The organism is Hirschia sp. (genome assembly GCF_058892565.1).
In genome coordinates, this window is record NZ_JBZXVU010000016.1 from 59,385 (window position 1) to 82,652 (window position 23,268).

Below are 23,268 nucleotides of genomic sequence, written 5' to 3' on the forward strand. Positions count from 1 at the left end.
TACCGAATAGACCTTCGGTACAGAGCTTTTTCCTGTTAAACATAATTATCACGCCGTGAACGCGCATGCCTGCGCTTTGGCATTAGAGGATATATTCTCATGACAAAAGTTCTTCAAATAGGTGCCGGCGGCGTCGGCACAGTGGTTGCTCACAAGCTTGCTATGAGCCCGGTCTTCACAGACATCATGCTCGCCAGCCGCACAGTTTCTAAATGTGACGATATCGCAGCATCCGTAAAAGAAAAAACCGGCGTCACAATCGCAACAGCTTCCGTTGATGCAGACAATGTCGCGCAAACAGTTGAGCTGATTAAAAGCTTTGGACCAGACCTCGTCATTAACGTCGCGCTTCCATATCAAGACCTCACATTAATGGAGGCTTGTTTGCAGGCCGGTGTCCACTATCTGGACACAGCCAATTATGAGCACCCAGACACAGCAAAATTTGAATATAAAGAGCAATGGGCTTTTCAAGAGCGCTTCAAAGAAGCTGGCCTAACTGCCCTGCTTGGCTCTGGTTTTGATCCGGGCGTCACCAACATGTTCTGTGCCCACGCGCAGAAAAACCTATTCGACACAATCGAAACAATCGACATTCTTGACTGTAATGGCGGCGATCACGGCCACCCATTCGCGACCAATTTCAACCCTGAAATCAACATTCGCGAGATCACAGCAAATGGCCGTTATTGGGAAAATGGCGAGTGGATCGAAACAGAACCATTAGAACAATCCATGATGTTTGATTTCCCCGGCGTGGGAGAGCGCAAAGCCTTTCTTCTTTACCACGAAGAAATGGAAAGCCTGTGCCAAAACATTAAAGGCCTAAAGCGCATTCGTTTCTGGATGACATTTGGTGAAGCCTATCTCAAACACCTAGACGTTATCCAAAACCTTGGCCTCGACAGCATCAAACCGATTGAGTTCCAAGGCCAGCAAATTGTGCCAATCCAATTTTTGCAAGCTCTATTGCCAGACCCTGCCAGCCTTGCGCCAAACTATACAGGTAAAACCTCTATCGGGTGTCTGGTAAAAGGCACAAAAGACGGCAAAGAGCGCACAAGCTTCATTTACAATATTTGTGACCATGAAGAGACTTACAAAGAAGTTGGCGCACAAGCTGTTTCCTACACAACAGGTGTCCCTGCTGTTGTAGGCGCTGAAATGATCGCGACTGGCAAATGGCGCCAGCCCGGCGTGTGGAATATGGAACAAAACGACCCTGACCCATTCCTAGAACGCCTCGGCCCATCTGGCCTACCATGGCACGTCATGGACATGTAAAAATTATAGAGGGCAGCTTACAGGCTGCCCTTTTTGTTTGGTGGAAAAAAAATCGTCAAAACATCCCTCTCATTCCGATTTTCCTGCGTAGGCAGAAATCCAGTCTAAGAATACGGACGGCAACTATTCGCCAAAAGCAAACACTTATAGATATGGCATCCACATAGAGTTGATCGTTCCGAAAACTCCAAGGCCGGTAAACACTATTGCAATACACACCAATATGGTCGTTGCTATTTTGACCCCAATTGATGGAATTTGTCTAGAAATTCGGTAAAGCTCATACAGCGCTAAAGGTATAAGATAACAACCAAATGCCATCACATGATTAGCCGGACCTGACATATCTTGGTTCATCCCAACGGGTCCACCCGCAATGATCATCCACGCCATAATTGAGACGCGCATAAACCACACACCATTTGCAACCATAAACAGGCGCATTGCCCAGCGCTGATGCGTTTTTATATCTCTACGAATAGCATTTTTTACCGTGTTATATGCACACACTAAGATCAGAATCGCATTTAATGTGATCGCATATGCACCAATAATGTTTAGATGAGTCCCTCTGATCCATGTCATCCAAAGTCCGCCAACAGCCAAAAAGCAAGCTGTGACGAGATAGATCCGACCAGAAATTCGATGAATATGAGGGGCACGTTTACGGATTTGGGGTGTAAGTTGTATTAACCCCGACAAAATCATAACAGCCGCTATAAGCACGTGAATAGCAAACATCAAATTGCCTGCCAAATCACCTTCAATATAGCCGTCAATCAGATTTTTATCATTCCAAGCGGCAATGTTCCTAGAAAAAATGCGGGTGCCGTAGAAACCGATGATAAAGACGATAAAACCCAACTGACCAATCGCGGCGGTTATAAACCAAGCACTTTCCGACCAATCTAAGAGATTTTGAAATACACGCGATTGCTTTAAAGTTGAAGGCTTTGTCATGTTACGTCCCTAGTGTAAGATTGCAAAATTGAACCTAGGGACTAATTGTTGTTTTTAGGCGATTGAGTCTTACTGATTTCGAAATCGGCTATTAAAAAACTAATTTAGTACGAGAAATTACCATCAGACTACCATTTACCCACTCTGAGAAGCGGATACTGAAATCGACAGCTTGGGAAAAGCGGCCCCTCGATATTGTTGCCATTGCATTTTTTATATCGATAAGCTCGTATATTCTTTCCACCACATTTAATTGGGGAAGTTGGGGTATACTCATTGGCGCTGCCGGAACTGCTAGCTGTGGTTTTTCCTGGTTGCTAGCCAGAGCTTTATTCAAGCCCGATTTCCAAAAAGACGCATGGCCAATCTGTGTGGTTGCCTTGCTCGTGACAACTGGGATTTTAATCGATGCATTTGCCACGAAACGAGCTGAAACTGGAATCCTTTTTACTGGGATTAGAATGGCGGCTAGCCTACATACTCTCTTAAGCTCGGCAGTATTACTACTCGCTCCACTGGAAGCTTGGTCTAATTATAGTAAAGATTTTCCTCTTAGTGAAAAACGGTTCCGGTTAGTTTACTCATCAATTTATGCGGGATTAATGGCTATTTCCGTCATATGGCTGAACGGTGTATCGGATAATTCTTGGGCTGATAGATCAAGTGATACGATAAAATTACTTTGTGCGGGAATTGTTATTCTTCTAAATGTGTGGGGGTGGAGATATCGCAACAAACACCATCACCCAAAAGCTAAGCGAAAACAACGCGTCCTAACGGATGTGACCGAAGAGGAGCAAGTCCTATCTCAACGTATCCTAGAGCAACTGAATACAGAGAAATTATTCCTCAATCATGATTTAAAGCTTTCAGGCTTGGCCAACGCACTCGGTGAAAGTGATCATAATGTAAGGAATTGTATAACTGGCTTGCTTGGTTTTCGAAACTTCAACCACATGATCAACCATTACCGTATAGAAGCAGCGAAAAGCATGCTGGAATCAGAGGGTAGCAAAGATGTCTCTATTCTAGTGATCGCATTTGAATGTGGTTTTTCCTCAATTGGACCTTTTAATAGAGCCTTTAAAGAGGAGACTGGGGAAAGTCCAACTTCATACCGTAACAAGAGGTCGCCAGACAAAAATTAGACCCAAAACACCTGATGACAGCATCTGTCAAAACGGCATGTAGTTCCCAAAATTGTTCTGTTCATCCGTCGCCTTTGGGCAAACACCACCTCTCGCATTTGTGACTGGACTAAATACAAAACACCCTTATTTTAGGCATTATGAAATTTCTGATCGCCCTTGCGTTTTTAGTCTCTGGCCTGCTTGGAACAAGCAGTGCTTGCGCGCATGCAATGGGTGTTAAATCAGCATCTCCTCATTCAACCACACGTGATGAGCAAACAAGCCGCACGCATGCAGCACACCCTGATCAGCATGATGGCCACAATGCAGCACCAACAGCCCAACATGATATGCATGGAAAATCACATGGAAGCTGTCCTGAAGATTGTGATGGCGGACCTGATTGTGCTGGCTGTTCAGCTATTCCCGTCAGTGTCACTGTCGGTGATTTCGCCCTCTACATCCCCTTAATATCCGCTCATTTCAGCTTGAGCGATGAGGCTGGTTTTGAAAAAACCTACGCCCTAGAACCTCCCCCACCGCGAACCATTTGAACCCGTTCAATTCACAGGCGGACTCTGTCCGCCATTCTGAATAAACTTGTTCAAAAGGAAATATCATATTGCGAACACTCGCGACGATGACAGCTTTGGGAACGGCTTTAAGTGTTTACGCAGCCTCACCCGCATTTGCACGCCCCGTCTCCTATGAAGGCGGCTGGACAGTCATCGAAGAAACGGACCGGCAAAGCACATCGCTTTTAGTCCATTACACACCAAACGCTTCATACTCTATTGGGTGGAAAAGCGAATGGGACCGTCAGGAAGATATCGCCCTGCATGGCCCTCAACTTACCTATCTTGCTAAACGTTGGTTTGGTGAAGATTACCAAGCCAATCTCTATGCCTTTGCGGGAGCAGGCTGGGCAGAAGGTGTCAACAACAATCCAATCGACCAAGACGAGATGGCCTATGTCGGCCTGTTGGCAGATTGGGAAACACGCACATTATTTGCCTCTTATAAAGCACGCTATCTAGAGGGTGGACAAATTGATGGATCAGTCATGCAAGCCGCACGCGCCGGATGGGCACCCTATGAGGGTGACACCGGCGATCTGCACACATGGCTGATGGTCGAAGTCGATCATCGTCCCGATAATGAAGAAGAAGTCGGCGTCACACCTTTAGTGCGCTTGTTTAAAGGCGCTGCCCTTTTTGAACTTGGCTGGAGCGTCACAGACGACGAGCCGCTTATCAATTTTACCTACAGATTTTAGATCGGAACCAGATCAATGAAATATTCAATTATCACTTGCGCAATGCTTCTCTCAATTTCGCCAGCTTTGGCTCAGGAACAATCGCATAAAATGCATTCAGAGCATGAAAATGCCGCTCACGACATGCATGAAGACCATAATCACAGCGACCACGCACATGATGCACATCAGGACGACACGCACACCACAGAAAGTGAGCACACAGCACACACTAAATTGGTAAAATCACCTGAAATACTGGCAGCTTTATCACAAGGCGGAGACGCTGCAGTGGTCAATGTTTTAGGTGTTGTGTGTGATTTTTGCGCAAAAGCCATGAACAAAACGTTCGGCAAAAAAGACGAAGTCGCTGCTGTACATGTCGATCTTGATACAAAAACACTCAATCTTGTGTTTGCTCCAAATCAATCATTATCAGATGAAGCCATTGAAAAGCTTGTAAAAAAAGCAGGATACCGCACTTCCAACATCACTCATATCGCATCAGAAAAAGTTGAATCAACGCAATGAAACTCTGGTTACGAGAAGCAACAGCGCCGTCTTTAGCGCTATTTGCAAGCGCCTCAACATTGGTATGCTGCGCCCTGCCAGCCCTTCTCATCACACTCGGTGCAGGCGCTGTCATGGCTGGCTTAACCGCTAATATTCCAGGACTTATATGGTTAACAGCTCATAAAAAAGAATTGTTCATCATATCGGGAATAATGCTTTTGCTGGCAGCTTTAGTGAAATGGCTCAACCGGAATGCTCCATGTCCAATTGATCCCAAACTCGCAAAAACCTGCACTTTCTGGCGACGTGCAGGAACCATCATATTAAGCGTCGCAGCAATTTGTTATCTCGTCGGAGGCTTTTTCGCCTTCTTCGCAGCTGACCTTTTGCTCTAAGCTGAAATGAATGACTTGGAGAAAGTCTAATTCTTAGATAAAAGCCAATCTGATATAAACAACGGATTGGCTTTTATGTCCCTTTATCCCAACCGCCCATTTGAATTCGATATCTCAAACATCGAAACGCCAGTTTTTATTGTAGATAAAGGCGCACTAGAAGGAAATCTTGCCATTCTAAAAGACGTGCAAGACCGCTCAGGCGCAAAGATATTGCTGGCCTTAAAAGGCTTTGCGATGTGGGCATTTGCTCCCACAATCATGAAATACCTCCCCGGCGTCACATCCTCCTCTACCGCCGAAGCCCGCCTTGGCGCAGAAGAATTTGGCGGCGAAGTCCACGCATGCGCCCCCGCCTATTCAGAGGCTGATTTTCGTGAACTCCTAACCCTATGTGACCACATCGTTTTCAACTCGGTGAATCAAGCCAAACGTTTCCTGCCAATTTACGAAGAAGCCAAAGCAAATGGGGGACGCAAAGTGTCATTCGGCTTGCGCGTCAATCACGGACACCGTGAAACGGAAGTTGAACTGTATGATCCAGCCGCCCCCAAATCGCGCCTTGGTGCACCGCGCGACCAAATTCCTGCTGACGGTTTAGAAGGACTAGAAGGCTTACACTTTCACACATTGTGCGAACTAGATTCGGATTCACTTGAACGTTCCTTAGAAGTGTTCGAACGTGATTTTGGTGATCTCATCCCCGGTTTAAAATGGCTGAATTTTGGCGGCGGTCACCATATTACACGCCCAGATTATGATGTGGAACGCCTCGTTCACCTTGTAAAACGCATCAAAGAAAAATACGGCGTTGAAGTGTATTTAGAACCAGGTGAAGCGATTGCGATCCGTACAGGTGTCCTCGTCACAGAAGTGATGGATATCATGCACAATGCAATGGATATCGCTATCCTAGACACAAGCGCCACAGCCCACATGCCTGATATTTTGGAAATGCCATACCGACCCGATATTGTCGGCGGCGACGAACCCAATGAGAAAGTACACACATACCGATTGGGCGGCTTATCATGTTTAGCCGGCGATGTTGTAGGTGATTATTCATTCGATAAGCCGCTAGAAATTGGCCAAAAGCTGATTTTTCTAGATATGGGCCACTATACGATGGTTAAAACATCCACCTTTAATGGTGTGCGCCTTCCTTCTATAGCGATTGCGGACCCTGCCACTGGAAAAATCGAGATTGTTCGGCGTTTTGGGTATGAAGACTATAAGAATAGGCTGAGCTAAAATTATAGCTGTCACAAAGACTTACTTTGACGCAAAGTCTTTATTGCGTCTTAATACTGTCTGAATTCAAGGTCAGGCTTGGATCAAATCAATCTTGAGAGGGACACTCATGAAAAAAGTTCTATTATTTTCAGCAGCTTTGATCGCACTGTCTGCATGTGGTGGTAGCGATGAAAAAGCCAGCGGTGCCATGAATATGGAATATTCTGAAGCTGACTTTGCTCCAGCTGCAATGGTTCAGGCATCAGAAGACATGATGGAACGAAAAATGGCGTCTCCTTCGCCAGTACCCGTTCCAACTGACGGAGCAACAGCTTCCACTGGACCAATGCTAGCGTACACGCATAATCGCTCAATCGAGTCACCAGCAAAAGACGTTGAACGCGTGGTCACATCTCACCAAAAGATGTGTGAACAAGCTGGCTTTCAAAAATGTATGGTGGTCAACTCAAATCAAAATGGAATTGGCGAAGAATGGGCAAGTGCAAACCTGCACATTCGTGCGACACCTGAATGGATTACTGAATTTTTTCAGGACCTTCCAAAAGATCTCAAGAAAACCGACTCTAAAATCACAAGCGCCAGCACAAGTGCACAAGATTTATCAACGCAAATTGTGGACACAGATGCACGCCTAAAAGCGCAACTCACTTTACGTGACCGCCTACAGGCATTGCTCACAGATCGTCCAAGCGAGTTGGGTGACCTTATTGAATTAGAACGTGAGTTATCACGCGTGCAGTCAGATATTGATGCAAATGCAAGCATATTGGCGGCCTTACGTCAGCGTGTAGCAATGTCAAATCTTCACATGAATTATTCAGCAAAATCAACGGTTACATCACGTTCTGTCTGGGCACCTCTCGCGGATGCTTTTGGCAATTTCTTTAAGAATTTTGCGGGCGCACTTGGAGCGGTCGTTACAGCAATTGCCGTGATTATACCTTGGTTACCCGTCATAGGTGGATTGTTGTGGTTTGGCCGTTGGGTCTATCGCAAAGTCTGGCGTAAAAACAAACAAGAAAAAGCTGTATTGGTAGACAATGCCAGCCCAGCACCGACACCACCAGAAGCAAACTCATAATCCTCTAGTCAAATCACCCCTTCATTCCTATTTGAGAATGAAGGGGAACTACATACTGTTTTCAATAGCAGTAAAAAGGCCGCTCAATTGCTTGAGCGGCCTTTTTTAAAACTGATAAACTCTCGGTTTATTAATTTCCAGCGATTTCAGCTTGTTGTTCAGCCAATGTATCAAGAGCAGAACGCGCTTCTTCATCTGGTTTAGATTCAGTTGCTTCAACAGGTTTACGACGCGGACGACGCACACGCTTCTTAGGAGGTGCTTTTTCTGCTTCTTCAGCTTCATCATTGGACAATTCATTATCAGAATCACCACTAGCATCAACAACTTGAAGCGGATCTTCCACAGCTTCATTCGTTGTCGTGGATACAGCAACTGCTTCAGTCGTTTCTTCTGCATCTGAAGATTGCTCTGCATCATCACGATTATTCTGATGCTGAGGCCGATCTTTTGGCATATTTGCCTGCATGATACGGTAATAGTGCTCAGCGTGCTGAAATAAATTTTCAGCCTTCACACGATCCCCCGCAGTTTGCGCATCTCGCGCATACTGAACATACTTTTCATAAATTTGGCTGGCTGAGCCACGGATCTTAACTTCAGGTCCGTTGCTTTCGAGCGAACGATTGCCCGAATTATTGGGCTTCCGCCCGCGCCCACGCTGACGCTTCATATATCCATATCCTAATCTAGTTAAAGCTGGCCCGATTAGAGGCCCTTTGCGCGATAGTCGTATTCTGATGTTGCGCCGTCAAAGCGAGAAATCCAGTGATTCGCTTACTGACTGTTAGGAGCCTAGCGTGCGATAGTTCGCTTTCCAAGCCCCGCTTGCATATATTTGTATTACACGCTTGAAGCGTAGCCGTAAACACATCTTTTCACGCCAGATAGGTCCTTACGCACATTTATATGGATAAACTTCTCATTTTCGAGGAGTTCGCATACTTTTTCAGCTTGATTAAAGCCAACCTCAAACGCAATCAGCCCATTTTTATTCAAGTGCACTTTGGCTTTTGAAATTATATGCCTGTAATCATCATACCCATCTTCGCCGCCATCAAGCGCGGATAGCGGATCGTATTTTTTTACGTCGATATCTAACACTTCAATATCAGCAGACGGGATATAAGGAGGATTTGACACGATAACATCGAACTTTTGTTCAGGCGTTAGCGCATCAAACCAATTTGAATTCTGAAAGCGAGCACATTGCTTAAGTTCTAATTTTTCAGCATTTTTAGTTGCAACTCCCAAAGCTTTTTCGCTTTGATCCAAACCCAAGCCTTGCGCACTTAATTTTTCGCTGAGTATGGATAAAAGAATACATCCGCTGCCCGTTCCCAGATCAAGAACATTCTTATAATCGCTTTTCCATTCACTCAGCACTAGCTCGACGAGCGTTTCAGTGTCTGGGCGCGGATCTAAAACGTCAGATGTTATGACAAATTCTAATCCCCAAAACTCTCGTCTACCCGCAATTCGAGAAACAGGTTCCCCCTCAAGACGCCGTTGGATAAAAGCGCTGAACTTAGCACTGATTTGAGGCGGTATTTGGGTATTTTCTTCTGCTATGAGGTCCGTTGTAGACATCCCAGCAGCAAGCTCCATCAACCGCCGTGCATCCCTGAGAGGCCCCTCAACATCCGCACTTGCAAGCTTTTGAGCAGCTAATCTCAAAGCATCAGAATAAGTCTGCACAGTTTCATTCATTTATTCGAGAACTTCCAATTTATCTCCAATAGCGACAAAACCAGTCTTCACTATTTGTGCATAAATTCCCATTGTTCTGCGTTTAAAGTGTTGCATGAGTAACGAAACAGTGTCGACATCGTATCGAGCTGTTTCAGGGTTGGCATGCGTGGCCTTACAGCGCACAGTTGGTGCTAAAATTTCCAATTCCGTACCACCAATTTTTAGCCTTTGCCCTTTGCTCCAATGATCTTCCATCCAAACATCTGCACTAAAAACGATGTTCGGACGAAAACGTTGAAAACCAATTTCAGTTTGTGATGCAGCGGCCAAAGCCTCAACCGAATTTGAATTTATGAGCGATACAAATCCAGCAGTAAAATGATCAATAAAACGATGGTCATTAGGTGCAGCAATTACTTTCAAAGGACCGTTAAATTCATCCCCCAACCTGTTTGTTAGCCAGTCAGATAAATCCTCAAAGCCTTCATCAGACGACATGTCAAAACGGCAAATGCAGTTTTCGTCTCGTTCAAAAATTTCTAACTCTTGGCGGTCATCAAGATACATTGTTTCAAAATTAGCAATTTTGGCAGACCGCGCCAAAACCGCGAAACGCATTTTAGAAATATGTTTGGGTTCGTCAGGATCAAAACCGGATGGACCATCTTCAATGGCAAACATCCGATCATTGGGAAAATATCCACCTGCTTCGAGAAAAACCTGTTTTAAAGATTCTGGTGTAAACCCTTTAATTGGGTGACGCCACAAACTCTCAACATGTGCTGTAGAAGAAGTCATAACTCATCTCCAGTCAGGTGACTTTAGAATCAACCTTCTTCCATAGCGGCAAGTCTAGCGGCCTGATCTTCTGCAATTAATGCATCAATGACTTCAGAAATCGAGTCGCCCGCTAAAATTTGTTCTAATTTGTAGAGTGTCAGCTTGATACGGTGGTCTGACACACGATTTTCAGGAAAATTGTAAGTCCTGATTTTTTCAGACCGGTCCCCTGAGCCAACTTGGGTTTTACGCGCATCTGCCATAGCGGCATCTTTTTCAGCACGCTCTTTTTCATAGAGGCGAATTTTCAACATTTCCATCGCGCGGGCGCGGTTGGCATGTTGAGATTTCTCGGAAGATGTCACCATTATATTCGTGGGCAAGTGAATAATACGCACAGCAGAGTCGGTTGTATTGACGTGTTGTCCACCCGCACCAGAAGACCGCATCGTATCAATACGAATTTCTTCGGGTTTAATCTCAATATTCACCTGTTCAGGAGCTGGCAAAACAGCGACACTTGCAGCAGATGTGTGAATGCGCCCAGCACTTTCAGTTTTGGGAACGCGCTGAACTCGGTGAACACCCGATTCAAACTTCATTTTACCAAACACACCCTTACCGGTAACGGATGCGATAATCTCTTTATATCCACCAGCATCACCTTCAGACTGGCTTTCTATGTCCAGCTTCCAACCTTGAATCTGGGCATAGCGCTGATACATACGGAATAAATCACCAGCAAACAAAGCAGCTTCATCGCCACCTGTTCCAGCCCGCACCTCAAGCATGGCGTTTGCTTCGTCATCTTCATCTTTGGGCAATAGCAATAGCTGCAAAGATTGCTCAAGTTCGGGCAAACTTGATTTTAATTCTTCGCGCTCTTCTTGCGCTAGTTCTTTCATGTCAGCGTCAGAATCTTTATCGCTTAAAATAGCATCCGCTTCAGCCAATGCTTCACGCGCATCCATAAGCTCTCGTGCTTTATCAGCAACAAGCTTTAGCTCAGCATGATCTTTAGAAAGCTGGACAATTTCTGTGGGGTCTGTCGCAACAGACATCCGTGCCTCAGTTTGTTCAAATCTATCAATTACCTGCGTTAGGCGCTCTGCAGAAACTGCTGCCATGAATTACGTCTTTCTAATAGCTAATCGCGAAGGTTTATATCGACTAACGGCCTACGTCACTCCCCTTGGACAAATTGTATGCGCAAATAAATCCGGCTAAGCGCAAATGCTAATCAATTCATATAATTGCAGTCGAAGATTATTAACTAAACGCAAGTAACAATTTATGATGAATTGATATTTTGATGAGGCAGACGCTTGGCTAGCTTAATTGCAGATATAAAAAGTAAATTTCAAGCTGCCGCACCGGACAAGATGCGTGAAGTACCGATGAAATCCCTTCTGATTCTAGTCGGAATATCAATCAGTCTTATTTTCGTGGTATTATGGCTCGTCAGTTTTAAAGGCGATGAGATCGCTCAAAAAAGGCAAAACGTTTTATTTGGCGCTATTTTAGAATCACAGACCAGCATAACCCAAGACATGACGGAATCTCTGTTAGCGCTTCCTGGAACAACAGATATGTTCTTTGATTCTCTGAGTAAAAGAGAAATTCATACAAAACTAACACAACGCTTTGCCGATAGACTCGGAACCACGGATATTCTCATTTCCGATATAGAAGGCCATATTCTATTTCGTGATGCATCCGACATCTCAATTTATCCTACAGACTTACAAATTTTATCCCCGAGCCTCAAGCGCCTAAGAGATAAAATCCAATTGTCTCCAAATCAAAATTTTGCGTCTGATAAACTCATTCTCAATGACGAAGTCTATCATGTATCAGCACGCGAAATCTCTATGTTTGACCGAGTCAGATATCTATACATTGCGACACCGGTCGAAAGCATATTCTCACATTCTTTTTTAATCCCACTAAATCTAAAAGTTATCGCTGGAACTCATCCACCAAAGCAGCGTGCTGACCTTTATGTTTTAGACTTAAAATCCTCCGACGGTAAAATTGTTGGCTGGTTGTCATGGCAAAGACATTTACCTGGAATTACTGCCATCAAGCATTTCCTTCCGACCATACTTTTAGTGGCCGTGATCATTGGTATTATTTCATTTCTTGCTTGGAAACGGGCAACAGCTTTATCAAATGACATTATATTCAGCCATCAAGAAGCTCAAAAACTTGCCCTTCACGACCCGTTGACGGGCCTCGCCAACAGAATGCTGCTGAAAAAACAAATCGAAACAGCCAAGGCTGATGTAAAACGCGGTAGAGAAGGGTTTGCGCTGCATCTCATTGATTTGGATAAATTCAAAGATATCAATGACACGATGGGCCATCCGGCAGGTGATGAATTAATCCGTCAAGCAGCAACCCGCTTGAAAGATGCATGCCGCGCCAATGATACCGTCGCCAGAATTGGTGGAGATGAATTTGCCGTTATCCAGATTGAAGCCACATCAACCAATACAGTATCCAGATTAGCGCGGCGCATAAACGAACAAATGGCCCGCGCATTCGTCATCAACAATACTGAAGTTTATGTCTCGGCCTCAATCGGTATCGCAATAGATGCAACCGGAGAATCTCAACAAGAAGAAATTCATCGTCGCGCGGACATAGCCCTCTATAAGGCTAAAGAAGCCGGACGCGATCAATATTGCTTCTTTGAAGACGAAATGGATGCTGAATTAAAGCACAAACACAAAATTGAGCGCGATCTACGGCAAGCTTTGCAAGAGCCAGATAAAAATGGACTAAGAGTTGTCTATCAGCCTCAAGTTTCTGCCAATGGTCGGCACATACGTGGATTTGAAGCCCTGATACGCTGGGAACATCCGGTACGTGGCAATGTATCTCCAGTTGATTTTATACCCGTCGCTGAAGAAACCAATCTGGTTATTGCACTTGATGAATTTGTGATGAAAGAAGCCTTTAAAACAGCGCTTAAATGGCCAGAAGTCACAATGGCCGTGAATGTATCTGCCAAAGAGCTTCATCAAGACAATTATCCACATAAAATTATCGCACTTGCATCTGAGTATAACATTCGTCCAGATCAGATTGAGTTGGAAATCACTGAATCTGTTTTACTAGAGGATTCACCTCGCGTCGCTAAAACGCTCAAAATTCTCAAAGCTGCAGGCTTCAAAATCGCGCTGGATGATTTTGGTACTGGGTATTCTTCCCTCTCCTATTTGCGCCGTCATCAAGTTGATAAGCTGAAAATAGATCAGAGTTTCGTGGCGTCTATTGGTGTGAGAGAAGATGCTTCAGCAGTCGTTCAGGCCATTCTCAGCCTCGGAGAAAGCCTTGGACTGTCCGTGACTGCAGAAGGCGTGGAAACCATCGAGCAACGCGATTCCTTGCGAAAACGTGGATGTGCTTATCTGCAGGGCTATCTCTTCTCCAAACCGCTTGAAGAAAAATCTATCGTGCAGATTATGAAAAAATTCAAAGATCGCAATGATCAACAAAGGCTGCAAAAAATCTCTTAAACGAGATATCCTGCAAATAACGCCCATACATTTCTAAGTGCGATAATCATTAAAATGGCCGTGCCCGTCATAAATACCCGGAAACGCCAGATTATATTGTTTGTGCTTGTTTGGATTATCGAGTGGATCACACGCAAAACAACATAAGCAAACGCCAAGCCTATATTGATATTATCTGCGACACCAACGAGATGAGAATACAAACATAGCGCATAAAAAAGCGTTGGTTGCTCATGCAGGTGAGTGTGATTATCGGACGTCCAAATTGATTTCTCTGGCAGGCCCGCTAATTCCTGAGTTCGCTTAGACGGATATATACCTTTTTTGGCATTGGCTATAATGGAAGGAAGCCGCCTAGAAGCCAACAACACAAGGATGATTAGCGTCCAAACGATTAGCAGCAAGACAGGCGTTAACATCGTCATTTTCAAACTCCCCAGATATAATGATTCTTTTTATGACATCACATTAGCTGGTTTGAGCGATCTGCCTAGTTCTCGCTAAGTAAGAAGTGCGCATCTAGGAAGCTTAGAAAGTCTGTCCAATCCTGTGCACGAATACCGTGTCGACCTTTAGATATCTGAAAGACCAGCTCACCTGAGGTGATATCTGTATCCTGCAAGCCTGTTTGCACCAGCCCGTTCTTTCCCAACAATTTATAAGCAGGGTCAGCACCTTGCGCAGCTCTGAATGCACCGTTTGGATCAGACCAGACATCATTCCAACTATTGCCTAAAAACACAGGCCTTGGCGCTGCTAAAGCAATTAGAAAATGCTGATCAATAGGGCTTTCCTCTTCACGCTCGGAATATGATGCAAACCTGTCATTAAACCAATATGGATAGCTATCGGTGATTTTTTTAACAGATTCGCCATTCAAACTCTTGGTGAGCGTCGCTCCGCCAGTGCCAGATTGGTGCGCAATAACAGCCTCTAAACGCGCATCATTTGCTGCTGCCCACAAAACAGCTTTGCCCTGTCTTGAATGTCCCCAACCCACAGTTCGATTTGCATCTAGCCGTAAGTCTTGATCAAGCACATCCAGCGCCCAACCAAAACCAGCAGCCCAGACAGACAACACACCAACAGGTGCGTTTTCTGAACTTGTCTCTGCAGCAATCTTCTCTATCCCGATATATGCGCTCGTTTCACTGTCTGCCGCGATTTCAGTTGAATATATCGTTGCGTACGCATACCCACGATCGAGCACATCATTAATAGGCGGACCTTCAATATATTCGCCAAACACCCATTTAATAATGGATGCCATAATGCCACCGCCACCGCATACGCCGCCATTTTCTGGATCGTGTAGACGTTCATCATGTAGAGCTGCAGAATTTTGGCAGAAACTTTGAGCCACAATCATAGGTGCCGGCTGCTCTTTTGATGCCGCATTAGGTATTGCCAGCCCAATCCAGAATTTAGGGCCGTTTTCACCAACTTGCACTTGATATTCTTCTAAGCGTCCACGCCCATCAGCAAATGCTTCGTCGATAACATTATGCGCAACAAGCTTGCCTTTTAGCCCATGCGGATACGGCCCATAAACATTTTCTATAAGCGCCTTTTTTAACAACTCGCGACGCTGTGGCCAGTCTTGGGCATCTTCCACCGACGATTGACCAAACATAGCAGACAAGATAGGTGGCTCGGCAATTGGAGGACCGCTCAAATCAGTATCAGCTTTTTTAAGGCCCAGCTGAACAGCACATGATGATGTGACCAACATCATGCCGATACCCATTGCACCTATAAACCCCAAGCCTAAGCGCTTTTTCCAACTCATTTGCTCTGCCATGGGAATTTCCTCGTATTTAGAATCTATTCTCTATACTCATCCGTTTTATTGGTAAAATTGCGAGCAAATAATAGTCAACTCATTGTGAAGCGATTGAAAACTTCAAATCAGGTGCGAGGCCACAAAACCATTTGAGTGCAGGAAAAATGAGCGATTACTTTATCAGTCTCTATATGAATAACTTTCGCTTCCCACAATTGCGTTGTTTTTCCGCTATGTAACACTTTCGCTATAGCTCGAATTCTGCCGTCTCGCGCCGTACCTGTAAAATTGGATTTCAACTCAATAGTCGTAAACCCTGTCGCGCCTTCAGGAAGATTTCGTACGCACGCATATCCGCATGCCGTATCTGCCAAGGATACAACTGTTCCGGCGTGTAAAAAACCATTGGGAGCCATCAGTTTCTCACAGACATCAGCTTCAGCTTCCATCCAGCCATCTCCGGCCTTGGTAACTTTAACCCCAATTAGCCCGGGCAAGTTTTTGCTACCAAATGCATTTAAACTATCGACATCAATTTCCATGATTTATCCATCTCAAAAGCAAAGCTTAAAAGTGTGTTTGACATTACACTAAATCAAGGTGCCTCTAGGGAACGTAAATATTCAGCACGTTTTTCAACTTGTTCCACAATATGCTCGACCATATCCGCGTTTGAAAGTTTGTGATCTGGCCTGCCGCCAACATACATCATGCCAGCATCCTTACCGCCACCAGTGAACCCCAAATCAGTTCCTGCCGCTTCACCCGGACCATTCACAACGCACCCAATAATGGACAAGGTAATAGATTCGCGAATGTGCTCTAAACGCTGTTCCAGTTTCTCAACTGTGGCGATCACATCAAACCCCTGACGCGCGCACGATGGACACGCGATGATATTCACACCGCGCGTTCTTAAGTTTAGGGATTTAAGCATATCAAAGCCGACTTTGATTTCTTCAACTGGGTCAGCAGACAAAGAGACACGGATCGTGTCACCTATTCCTGCCCATAATAAATTACCCATGCCTATCGCCGATTTAATACCGCCTGTGCGTAGCGGACCAGCTTCAGTCACTCCCAAATGCAGAGGCGCATCCGTGGCTTCTGCAAGGCCTTGATAAGCTGCGACGGTAAGGAAGACGTCGGAAGCTTTGACGGAAATCTTATATTCATGAAAATCATGATCGTCGAGAATACGGGCATGATCGAGTGCACTTTCAACCATGGCTTCAGGACAAGGCTCACCGTATTTTTCTAAGAGATGTTTTTCTAACGACCCGCCATTCACCCCGATACGAATGCAAGCGCCATTATTTTTAGCGGCATTCACAACTTCACGTACACGGTCTGGAGAACCAATATTACCCGGGTTAATCCGCAAACATGCAGCACCAGCTTCAGCCGCTTCAATTCCACGCTTATAATGGAAATGAATGTCCGCCACGATTGGTACTTTTGCAGCTTTGACAATTTCTTTGAGTGCAGCAGTGGATTCTTCATCAGGGCAAGACACGCGCACAATATCTGCACCCGCATCTTCCAAACGCCGGATCTGATCAATCGTTGCGCGTGCATCAGAGGTTGGGGTATTGGTCATGGACTGAACACTGATTGGTGCATCACCACCAATTTCTAGATCACCCATTTTGATTTTGCGGGATTTGCGGCGCTCAATTGTACGCCACGGTCTGATTTGATCAATATTCATGAACCACTCTCCGCTCTTAAATATTTGCCACTGGTATAAAGTCTAACTGGCAAATTTTCATACCATCTGGCGCGAAGAGTGCCAGTGGTAAAGAGCAAAAGAAAAATAACACTTATTTTTAAATGGAACGCATCGTCTCAACGACGCATATCAATCCGTCAATTCATTCCCAATTATAGGCTGGCGGTCCATTGCCTCATCAACTGCTGCTGAATAAACAGGCAAGCCAGTTTCAGCCAATGTTCCAAGAGATTGACCTGACAAATACCATTCAAATGCACCGCCATCTCTGGCAGTAATTGTCCAACCTGCACCAACACGAGGCACATAAACGTCTCCAGGAGCTAATTCTCTGGAAAGGTAAACTGTGCCATCTGATCCGCGAACTTCTATCCATGCACGCGATACGGCACGTAAAGTCAAATCTGAAGCAGATGCAGGCGCGAGAATTTCTGAATTTGAATAAACAGTGTTGTCTTGAGCGGCAGGACTTGCAGCTGCTGTCCGAACATCTTCATCGGCTTGCCAAGGCTTAAGCACATATGCCCCACCTGCGGCACAAGCTATCAGCGTGGCCACAACAGACATGACGACAGGAGCGACCCAACCACGTTTTTTGCGATCTTCCGTTTTTTTAGCTTTTTGTGCTAGCTCTTCTTTTGTCGGCTCCATCGCCAACAAACCACATTCATTGAGATAGCGTTGAACGACATCTTGCGGGTCTGGCAAGCCAAGTGAGCGTGCATAATTGTTCAAATAGCCACGTAAGTATGATTGTGATTTTGGCATGCCCGGCAAAAGGTTTGGCATCATATCTTCGATAGCACCGAGATAATCTTTATGAATACGCGTTTCTTTTGCGGCGGCTTCCAATGTCCAGCCTCTAGCTTCGCGCGCGGCGCGCAAACGCGGCCCCATGCGTTCTGCATTTAAAGCATCAGGTGAAACGACGACAAGATGAGGCGCTTTGGTCGGCTGAGTATCCGGTTTGCTGGCAGGCGTTTCTGACACAGCATCTTTGGTTCCTTTAGCAGCATCTGCTAAAGTTTTCTTTGTTTCATCCGAGATCGAATTCAAAACAGCTAGTGACTCCGACTTTTCTCCGTTTTTATTCGCAGCATTACTCATAAAACGTTCCGTTCCGGGAAATGACCCATTATTCGTGGCTCACCCTCAACCCACAATACTAGTTAACAATTCAAAGCGTCTAAAGCAACGCTTTAAGCTTGTATGTCAGATTGCTGAATGATCTTTAATAATTCTTTACGAAGATCGACACTTCCCGAATCAATCAACAAATTGACCTTTTGACTGACTTTCGCAAAATCCATGCCGCGTAAAAGTCGCTTCATCGGGCCGATTCTGGCACCTTGCATAGATAAGCGTCGATATCCAAGACAGGCCAATGCTAAAGCCTCCACAGGTCTCCCTGCAGCTTCCCCACAAATAGAGATTGGAATTTCTGCCCGATTTGCACTGTCGACAATGTTCTTCATTAACCTTAACGCAGGCGGGCTAAGAAGATCGTAACGTTCTGAGACAAGCTTGTTTTCACGATCCGCCGCAAAGAAAAATTGCATGAGATCATTTGTTCCCACAGACAGAAAATCTACTTTGCCTTTCAATGCCTCGATAGAAAAAGCAAATGACGGTGTTTCAACCATCGCACCAACGCGCAATTGGGATGGGGTTTCACGATTAAACTTCTTAGCCCAAGCAATTTCAGCATCAACAAGCTCGCGTGCTTGCACAAACTCTTCAACGGAACACACCATAGGGAACATTAAACGCAATGGATTGCTCTTTGATGCCCTTATCAACGCACGCAATTGGCGACGGAAGAAATAAGGACGATCCAAAGCCAAACGCAAAGCACGCCATCCAAGGGCTGGATTTTCTTCGCGATCCCCGCCCATAAACGGAGCAACTTTATCGCCACCAAGATCTAAAGTGCGAAATACCATCGGCTTTGTACCAGCACGACGCATTGCATCTTCATAAAATGCAGCCTGCTCATCAAGTGTGGGAACAGTTTGCGAAGACATAAACTGAAACTCAGTACGGAAAAGCCCGACACCTTCAGCGCCAGTTGCGTCTAAATGGTCCAAATCGAAAGACAGACCTGCATTCAAGAATAAATTGAATTTTACACCATCTTTTGTCGTTGCAGGCAGATCTGTTAGCTTGGCGTATTCAGCACGCTCATCGCTGGAAATCAAAATACGTTGACGATATGTCTCGACAACATCATTCGTCGGACGAATGAGAATAAGCCCCCAATCAGCGTCGACAATGACTTGATCGCCTTGCTCGATGCGGCTGACGATACCTTCAGCATCCCCGATGGCCGGAATACCTATTGCCCTTGCAACAATAGCTGCATGAGATCCTGCACCACCTTCTTCAAGGATAACACCAGCAAGCTCACAATCGCGATATTCTAGTAATTCAGCTGGCCCCAACCGACTTGCGACAAGAATAGACCCAGGAACAGGCTTGTGGTCGGATGCAACTTCTCCCGATAAGTGGCGCAATAGCCGGTTTTCCAAATCTTCAAAATCGTGCAGGCGTTCCCGCAAATAGGCATCACGCGCATTTTGCAGTCTCGCACGATGCTCGCGCCGTGTGCGATCAACCGCCGCTTCTGCGGATAACCCAGATTGTATCGCATCATGCAGACGCGTCTCCCAAGAAGGATCATGCGCGAATAACCGGTATGTTTCCAAAACATCCCGGCTTTCACCAAATAAGACAGGTGTCGCCCGATTGAGCATTGTGTCGATAGATTTGCGTAAATCAGCCAAAGCGGCGTCCAAACGCTCGCCTTCAGCCTCAGGATCTTGAGAGAAAAACCGCGCTGCTGAAACGATTGGGTCATGGAGATGGACTGTCCCCAAACCAACACCTTCATTTAGCGTGCGTCCTTTGAGTTCTCCGGGAGGAAGCTCCCGAATGTCTAAATCATTGCCTTCATCCAAAGCCGATGCGACGATTTCAGCCAGAACCATCGCAATTGTCTGCAATGACTCCATCTCTTCATCATCATAATTTCGTTCGGTTCTGTTTTGAACGACCAACACGCCAAGGACGCGGCCACCCCTTAATATCGGGACACCAAGAAAACCGTGATAAGGGTCTTCACCTGTTTCTGGCCGATATGAGAAACGTGGGTGTTTGGGGGCATTACTAAGACGTTTTGCTCGCGCAGAGGATGCGATAAGCCCCACAAGACCTTCATTTTCAGCAAGACGGGTGCGTCCAATTGCTTCAGGCAATAAGCCTTCAGTTGCCATCAATACAAGGCTATTGTCACCAGAACGAACATAAATAGAGCACACATCAGCAACCATCGTTGTCGCAATCAACTGAACGACGCGCTCAAGTCTCTCTTGTTGCTGTGCTTCGCTGGCCATAAGCTCACGAAGACGGCTCATCAAAAGGCGTGCAGTTCCTGCGGCAACAAATGTCCTGTTGTGGCTCATATAGTGCGCTTCCCTAAATAACCGATCACAACAGCCTACACCAAAAAAGTGCGTGCTGATTGTATATAGTAGATGATATCACGCAAACCACGTTAAACGGGTCTGCGTGACACGGGACCCAGTATTATTCTGTATCTAAACCATATGCAGTGTGCAAAGTACGCACAGCAAGTTCAGTATATGCATCATCAATAAGCACTGAAATCTTGATTTCAGATGTCGAGATTACCTCGATATTGATAGATTTTTCAGACAACGCCTTAAACATAAGTGTTGCGACACCAGTGTGACTACGCATACCGACACCCACAACTGAGACTTTCGCCACATTGCGGTTTACTTCCAATTTATCAAAACCAAGACGCTCTTGTTCATTTTCCAATGTCTGGCGCGCGAGTTCTGCATCACGGTCAGCTGTGGTAAAAACCATGTTCTGCTCGCCGTGCGTTCTTGAATTTGCCTGAACGATCATGTCAACATTCACGCCTGCATCTGAAAGTTTTTGAAACAATTCAGCCGCGACACCCGGATTGTCGGGTAGACCTAAAAGCGTAAATTTTGCTTCATCACGAGAATACGCAATTCCGCTAACAACTTGTTTTTCCACGATCTCTTCCTCATTACAGACCAATGTACCCGGGAATTCATCACCATCTTTAGTGAAACTTGTGCGGACACGGATTGGAACATTGTGATTCATACCAAGTTCTACACAGCGCGTCTGTAGAACTTTGGCACCAAGAGAGGCCAATTCGAGCATCTCTTCATAAGATATTTTTTCCATACGGCGCGCTTTGGGCACAATGCGAGGATCAGTTGTGTAAACACCATCTACATCGGTGTAGATATCACAAACCTCAGCATTCAAAGCCGCAGCTGCTGCAACAGCGCTTGTGTCTGAGCCACCACGCCCAAGTGTTGCAATCCGGCCTTCACCGCTCACACCTTGGAAACCAGCGATCACAGCGATTTCACCGCTGTCGACGCTGTCGCAGAATTCATCACCCTCAAAGCCCAAAATGCGAGCTTTTCCGTGTGCTTCGTCTGTGCGCATTGCCAATTGCCATCCAAGCCACGAACGCGCCTTGAAGCCGCGTTTGCGTAGAGCCAATGCAAGCAAGCCTGATGTGACTTGTTCTCCTGATGCAACAACAACATCATATTCATCATCAAACTGATCACCAACTAGCTTACCGCCAGCGGCTTCATCAGCATATCCAACGAGCTTGTTTGTCTCGCCGGACATTGCGGATACAACAACAGCGAAACCGCCGCCATCATCTTTCACACGTTGCGATACAATATCTGCAACATGCTCAATCCGCTCCATATTGGCGACAGAAGTGCCGCCGAATTTTAAAACTGTACGTTTCATGGGGTCGGGTTATTCCAAAGTAGTATTGATTGCCAAAGCAATTTTATTCTTATCTAATGATCCACTCATCAAAGCCAAAACAATCGGCTTTTCAAAGTTAGCTTGCTGGTCTTTTATGCCGCAGATCGCAAACACGCAAATGTTGATATTTCTGGAACACGAAAATGAAAGTGGATTTTATAAAGGCTAAGGCAGAAACGTACAGCTTTTGTACAAAATTTTCTTATTTTGTTTCAATATATTCTCCGATAAGAGGCAAAAAATGACCTTGAAAAGCCCTAGTATTGACGAAAATGAAATTGAAAAATTTCGTGCCATGGCCTCAGAATGGTGGGACCCTAAAGGAAAATTCAAGCCACTTCACAAATTCAACCCTGTTCGGCTAGCATTTCTTAGAGATAAAATTGTTTCTCATTTCAATCTAAACAACACCTCACATACGCCTCTTGAAGGCCTTAGAATTCTCGACATTGGATGCGGTGGCGGATTGGTGTCCGAACCTATTGCACGGCTGGGCGCAAAGATGACGTCTGTTGATGCAGGTGAAGCCAACATAAAAACGGCAATGACGCATGCGCAAGAAACGGGCGTTAAAATAGATTATCGCGTTGGCACTGTTGAAGAACTTATTGAAAATGGCGAACCACCATTTGATGTCGTGTTAAATCTTGAAGTGATCGAACATGTTGCCGATCCTCATCAATTTATCAAAGATACTGCCAGCTTGGTAAAACCCGGCGGAATGATATTTGTGGCGAGTATAAACCGGACTTCCAAAGCATTCGCACTGGCTATTGTGGGAGCCGAATACATTATGGGCTGGCTGCCCAAAGGCACACATGAATTTCACAAGCTTGTTAAACCAACCGAAGCCAAACAAGCATTAAAAGCGGGCGGTATCAGCATTCAAGAAACCACTGGGGTGAGCTACAATCCCCTATCAGGAGAATGGTCCTTGTCTTCTGATACAATGGTCAATTACATGTGTGTCGGAACGCGATCAGAATAACACATATCATGTGTTTTATTTTAGCGCATTCGATCCTATA

Annotated in this window: 23 protein-coding genes; 10 read left to right on the forward strand and 13 right to left on the reverse strand. The window is 45.4% G+C overall.

Annotated elements, in window-relative coordinates; all coding sequences use genetic code 11:
- Nucleotides 1–99 precede the first annotated feature (99 nt).
- Nucleotides 100–1,284 carry a saccharopine dehydrogenase family protein gene (locus tag AC5EF3_RS06620; RefSeq protein WP_493547468.1) on the forward strand — a complete coding sequence of 395 codons (1,185 nt, stop codon included), beginning with the start codon at nt 100–102 and terminating at the stop codon, nt 1,282–1,284.
- Nucleotides 1,285–1,428: 144 nt separating this feature from the next.
- Here AC5EF3_RS06620 and AC5EF3_RS06625 read toward each other — a convergent pair whose 3' ends face one another.
- On the reverse strand, nt 1,429–2,244 hold the full coding sequence (locus AC5EF3_RS06625) for a DUF2306 domain-containing protein (RefSeq protein WP_493547469.1): 816 nt from the start codon (nt 2,242–2,244) through the stop codon (nt 1,429–1,431).
- 91 nt (nt 2,245–2,335) lie between these two features.
- On the reverse strand, nt 2,336–2,581 hold the full coding sequence (locus AC5EF3_RS06630; RefSeq protein ID WP_493547470.1) for a hypothetical protein: 246 nt from the start codon (nt 2,579–2,581) through the stop codon (nt 2,336–2,338).
- Between the two features lie 265 nt (nt 2,582–2,846).
- On the opposite strand from AC5EF3_RS06630, the gene AC5EF3_RS06635 reads away from it, so the two are divergent.
- The 7 genes from AC5EF3_RS06635 to AC5EF3_RS06665 all read left to right on the forward strand — a co-directional run bounded on the left by AC5EF3_RS06635 (nt 2,847) and on the right by AC5EF3_RS06665 (nt 7,872).
- Nucleotides 2,847–3,392 (forward strand): helix-turn-helix domain-containing protein, encoded by a 546-nt coding sequence (locus tag AC5EF3_RS06635; RefSeq protein ID WP_493547471.1) that lies wholly within the window; start codon nt 2,847–2,849, stop codon nt 3,390–3,392.
- Between the two features lie 140 nt (nt 3,393–3,532).
- The gene (locus tag AC5EF3_RS06640; protein ID WP_493547472.1) at nt 3,533–3,928 is read left to right on the forward strand and encodes a hypothetical protein; all 396 of its coding nucleotides are present in this window, start codon (nt 3,533–3,535) and stop codon (nt 3,926–3,928) included.
- A gap of 68 nt (nt 3,929–3,996) precedes the next feature.
- On the forward strand, nt 3,997–4,650 hold the full coding sequence (locus tag AC5EF3_RS06645; protein ID WP_493547473.1) for a hypothetical protein: 654 nt from the start codon (nt 3,997–3,999) through the stop codon (nt 4,648–4,650).
- Between the two features lie 15 nt (nt 4,651–4,665).
- Nucleotides 4,666–5,160: a heavy-metal-associated domain-containing protein gene (locus AC5EF3_RS06650; protein WP_493547474.1), complete on the forward strand. Its 495-nt coding sequence runs from the start codon at nt 4,666–4,668 to the stop codon at nt 5,158–5,160.
- Nucleotides 5,157–5,537, forward strand: coding sequence for a hypothetical protein (locus tag AC5EF3_RS06655; protein WP_493547475.1), 381 nt, complete (start codon nt 5,157–5,159; stop codon nt 5,535–5,537). The genes AC5EF3_RS06650 and AC5EF3_RS06655 overlap by 4 nt, the downstream gene beginning before the upstream one ends.
- A gap of 75 nt (nt 5,538–5,612) precedes the next feature.
- On the forward strand, nt 5,613–6,788 hold the full coding sequence (nspC, locus tag AC5EF3_RS06660; protein WP_493547476.1) for a carboxynorspermidine decarboxylase: 1,176 nt from the start codon (nt 5,613–5,615) through the stop codon (nt 6,786–6,788).
- A gap of 109 nt (nt 6,789–6,897) precedes the next feature.
- Nucleotides 6,898–7,872, forward strand: a complete 975-nt coding sequence (locus AC5EF3_RS06665; protein WP_493547477.1) for a DUF4349 domain-containing protein — start codon at nt 6,898–6,900, stop codon at nt 7,870–7,872.
- A 130-nt stretch (nt 7,873–8,002) separates the two neighbouring features.
- On the opposite strand, the gene AC5EF3_RS06670 is transcribed toward AC5EF3_RS06665, so the two are convergent.
- The 4 genes from AC5EF3_RS06670 to prfA form a co-directional block, all read right to left on the reverse strand.
- Nucleotides 8,003–8,545 carry a DUF4167 domain-containing protein gene (locus AC5EF3_RS06670; RefSeq protein WP_015826660.1) on the reverse strand — a complete coding sequence of 181 codons (543 nt, stop codon included), beginning with the start codon at nt 8,543–8,545 and terminating at the stop codon, nt 8,003–8,005.
- Nucleotides 8,546–8,715: 170 nt separating this feature from the next.
- Nucleotides 8,716–9,582, reverse strand: coding sequence for a peptide chain release factor N(5)-glutamine methyltransferase (prmC, locus tag AC5EF3_RS06675; protein ID WP_493547478.1), 867 nt, complete (start codon nt 9,580–9,582; stop codon nt 8,716–8,718).
- Nucleotides 9,583–10,362 (reverse strand): MOSC domain-containing protein, encoded by a 780-nt coding sequence (locus AC5EF3_RS06680; RefSeq protein WP_493547479.1) that lies wholly within the window; start codon nt 10,360–10,362, stop codon nt 9,583–9,585. It lies immediately after the preceding gene.
- Between the two features lie 29 nt (nt 10,363–10,391).
- Nucleotides 10,392–11,471, reverse strand: a complete 1,080-nt coding sequence (prfA, locus tag AC5EF3_RS06685) for a peptide chain release factor 1 (protein ID WP_015826657.1) — start codon at nt 11,469–11,471, stop codon at nt 10,392–10,394.
- Nucleotides 11,472–11,669: 198 nt separating this feature from the next.
- Here prfA and AC5EF3_RS06690 point away from each other — a divergent pair, with 198 nt between their 5' ends.
- Complete coding sequence (locus tag AC5EF3_RS06690) at nt 11,670–13,868, forward strand: putative bifunctional diguanylate cyclase/phosphodiesterase (RefSeq protein ID WP_493547480.1); 2,199 nt, start codon at nt 11,670–11,672, stop codon at nt 13,866–13,868.
- Here the strand turns inward: AC5EF3_RS06690 and AC5EF3_RS06695 are convergent.
- The 7 genes from AC5EF3_RS06695 to AC5EF3_RS06725 form a co-directional block, all read right to left on the reverse strand.
- A complete protein-coding gene (locus AC5EF3_RS06695) occupies nt 13,865–14,293 on the reverse strand; it encodes an MAPEG family protein (RefSeq protein ID WP_015826655.1) in 429 nt (142 codons plus the stop codon). The two genes, AC5EF3_RS06690 and AC5EF3_RS06695, sit on opposite strands and share 4 nt — an antisense overlap.
- Before the next feature lie 65 nt (nt 14,294–14,358).
- Nucleotides 14,359–15,669, reverse strand: a complete 1,311-nt coding sequence (locus tag AC5EF3_RS06700; protein ID WP_493547481.1) for a glucuronyl esterase domain-containing protein — start codon at nt 15,667–15,669, stop codon at nt 14,359–14,361.
- A 107-nt stretch (nt 15,670–15,776) separates the two neighbouring features.
- Complete coding sequence (locus tag AC5EF3_RS06705; protein WP_015826653.1) at nt 15,777–16,193, reverse strand: PaaI family thioesterase; 417 nt, start codon at nt 16,191–16,193, stop codon at nt 15,777–15,779.
- Between the two features lie 53 nt (nt 16,194–16,246).
- Nucleotides 16,247–17,362 carry a flavodoxin-dependent (E)-4-hydroxy-3-methylbut-2-enyl-diphosphate synthase gene (ispG, locus tag AC5EF3_RS06710; RefSeq protein WP_493547482.1) on the reverse strand — a complete coding sequence of 372 codons (1,116 nt, stop codon included), beginning with the start codon at nt 17,360–17,362 and terminating at the stop codon, nt 16,247–16,249.
- Nucleotides 17,363–17,512: 150 nt separating this feature from the next.
- Nucleotides 17,513–18,490, reverse strand: coding sequence for a helix-turn-helix domain-containing protein (locus AC5EF3_RS06715; protein ID WP_015826651.1), 978 nt, complete (start codon nt 18,488–18,490; stop codon nt 17,513–17,515).
- A 92-nt stretch (nt 18,491–18,582) separates the two neighbouring features.
- Nucleotides 18,583–20,844 carry a phosphoenolpyruvate--protein phosphotransferase gene (gene ptsP, locus AC5EF3_RS06720; RefSeq protein WP_493547483.1) on the reverse strand — a complete coding sequence of 754 codons (2,262 nt, stop codon included), beginning with the start codon at nt 20,842–20,844 and terminating at the stop codon, nt 18,583–18,585.
- 124 nt (nt 20,845–20,968) lie between these two features.
- Nucleotides 20,969–22,219, reverse strand: coding sequence for an aspartate kinase (locus tag AC5EF3_RS06725; RefSeq protein WP_015826649.1), 1,251 nt, complete (start codon nt 22,217–22,219; stop codon nt 20,969–20,971).
- Nucleotides 22,220–22,481: 262 nt separating this feature from the next.
- On the opposite strand from AC5EF3_RS06725, the gene ubiG reads away from it, so the two are divergent.
- A complete protein-coding gene (gene ubiG / locus AC5EF3_RS06730; protein WP_015826648.1) occupies nt 22,482–23,228 on the forward strand; it encodes a bifunctional 2-polyprenyl-6-hydroxyphenol methylase/3-demethylubiquinol 3-O-methyltransferase UbiG in 747 nt (248 codons plus the stop codon).
- The last annotated feature ends 40 nt before the right edge of the window (nt 23,229–23,268 follow it).

Coding starts and splice junctions, on each gene's coding strand:
- AC5EF3_RS06620 (WP_493547468.1), top strand. CDS start 100: ATGACAAAAGTTCTTCAAATAGGTGCCGGCGGCGTCGGCACAGTGGTT.
- AC5EF3_RS06625 (WP_493547469.1), bottom strand. CDS start 2,244: ATGACAAAGCCTTCAACTTTAAAGCAATCGCGTGTATTTCAAAATCTC.
- AC5EF3_RS06635 (WP_493547471.1), top strand. CDS start 2,847: ATGGCTATTTCCGTCATATGGCTGAACGGTGTATCGGATAATTCTTGG.
- AC5EF3_RS06640 (WP_493547472.1), top strand. CDS start 3,533: ATGAAATTTCTGATCGCCCTTGCGTTTTTAGTCTCTGGCCTGCTTGGA.
- AC5EF3_RS06650 (WP_493547474.1), top strand. CDS start 4,666: ATGAAATATTCAATTATCACTTGCGCAATGCTTCTCTCAATTTCGCCA.
- AC5EF3_RS06655 (WP_493547475.1), top strand. CDS start 5,157: ATGAAACTCTGGTTACGAGAAGCAACAGCGCCGTCTTTAGCGCTATTT.
- nspC (WP_493547476.1), top strand. CDS start 5,613: ATGTCCCTTTATCCCAACCGCCCATTTGAATTCGATATCTCAAACATC.
- AC5EF3_RS06665 (WP_493547477.1), top strand. CDS start 6,898: ATGAAAAAAGTTCTATTATTTTCAGCAGCTTTGATCGCACTGTCTGCA.
- AC5EF3_RS06670 (WP_015826660.1), bottom strand. CDS start 8,545: ATGAAGCGTCAGCGTGGGCGCGGGCGGAAGCCCAATAATTCGGGCAAT.
- prmC (WP_493547478.1), bottom strand. CDS start 9,582: ATGAATGAAACTGTGCAGACTTATTCTGATGCTTTGAGATTAGCTGCT.
- AC5EF3_RS06680 (WP_493547479.1), bottom strand. CDS start 10,362: ATGACTTCTTCTACAGCACATGTTGAGAGTTTGTGGCGTCACCCAATT.
- prfA (WP_015826657.1), bottom strand. CDS start 11,471: ATGGCAGCAGTTTCTGCAGAGCGCCTAACGCAGGTAATTGATAGATTT.
- AC5EF3_RS06695 (WP_015826655.1), bottom strand. CDS start 14,293: ATGACGATGTTAACGCCTGTCTTGCTGCTAATCGTTTGGACGCTAATC.
- AC5EF3_RS06700 (WP_493547481.1), bottom strand. CDS start 15,669: ATGGCAGAGCAAATGAGTTGGAAAAAGCGCTTAGGCTTGGGGTTTATA.
- AC5EF3_RS06705 (WP_015826653.1), bottom strand. CDS start 16,193: ATGGAAATTGATGTCGATAGTTTAAATGCATTTGGTAGCAAAAACTTG.
- ispG (WP_493547482.1), bottom strand. CDS start 17,362: ATGAATATTGATCAAATCAGACCGTGGCGTACAATTGAGCGCCGCAAA.
- AC5EF3_RS06715 (WP_015826651.1), bottom strand. CDS start 18,490: ATGAGTAATGCTGCGAATAAAAACGGAGAAAAGTCGGAGTCACTAGCT.
- ptsP (WP_493547483.1), bottom strand. CDS start 20,844: ATGAGCCACAACAGGACATTTGTTGCCGCAGGAACTGCACGCCTTTTG.
- AC5EF3_RS06725 (WP_015826649.1), bottom strand. CDS start 22,219: ATGAAACGTACAGTTTTAAAATTCGGCGGCACTTCTGTCGCCAATATG.
- ubiG (WP_015826648.1), top strand. CDS start 22,482: ATGACCTTGAAAAGCCCTAGTATTGACGAAAATGAAATTGAAAAATTT.